The sequence below is a fragment of the Bartonella jaculi genome (assembly GCF_039543045.1).
GTDB lineage: Bacteria > Pseudomonadota > Alphaproteobacteria > Rhizobiales > Rhizobiaceae > Bartonella > Bartonella jaculi.
Window position 1 is genome coordinate 1 of sequence record NZ_BAABIZ010000142.1, and the last position, 943, is coordinate 943.

The following is a 943-nucleotide window of genomic DNA, read 5'->3' on the forward strand; positions in this document are numbered from 1 at the left end:
AAAATACTATAGGGTATAAAAAGAACTGACAAGACTGACAAAAGTCTATTAAAAGGGATTTTGCTAATCTCTATAATTATCAATTTCTCTTTAGAGATTTCATAACATACAATAAACCACACTTATCCTATTTATCCTTTCTCTTATGAAAATGAAAAATGATGCGGTGGCTATAAAGCAGATAACAGCTATAAAGCACGTGTAAAAAAAAGCAGGCTTTCATAATTACAATGCAAATGAATGCATTGCTTATAAAGATAAGCCCTATAAAAGGCTGTTAAATTGCAAATGTGTTATAAAAGAAATTAACAACAATCTTAAAAACCATTTAGTAAAAAATAAATATATCATAAAACTAAAAATACGCATGATGAGAGCGTTTCTAAATATTATAAATGTATAGATTCAAAAAATAACGCAATCTTTTTATAAATCCCATAATATAGCTTTAAAAGCATATAATAAAAAGGAAGCGCTTGATAGGCATATGCTAAATATATACACATAATGAATTTAAAAAAATCATAAAAAATATCAAAAAAGATAAAATATTATTTGACAATAAATACGTATTTTGATATATAAATACTCAAGTGCTTCAAAAACACTTAAACAGTAAGCGGATGGGTTACGATAAACCTAATCCCCTATAAAAACTGGCTATCTTTTATGCTTTAGTTAGCATATATGATGATTATGTCGGGTGTGGTTACACCATACAATACCTTATGGGGAAAGTGTAACGACGGACTTACTGCCGTGTTTTTGAGCGCCCGGCGCCCTTATGGGCTGTCAATCAAAAACGTATAATCAGTAAGGATTTAGTTATGAAAACTTTATCAAACAACACCCCCGTTATTTCTAACATTTCAAATGAAACCGCATCTAATAATAAACAAGAGCCTGCAAAAAAATACGAATTCACGGGTGAAACAATAGAGGT

1 pseudogene is annotated in these 943 nt (G+C 29.6%); it reads left to right on the top strand.

What is annotated here, in order from left to right:
• Window positions 1-827 precede the first annotated feature (827 nt).
• Window positions 828-943, top strand: a pseudogene (locus ABD915_RS10380) (LbetaH domain-containing protein); the annotation flags it as partial.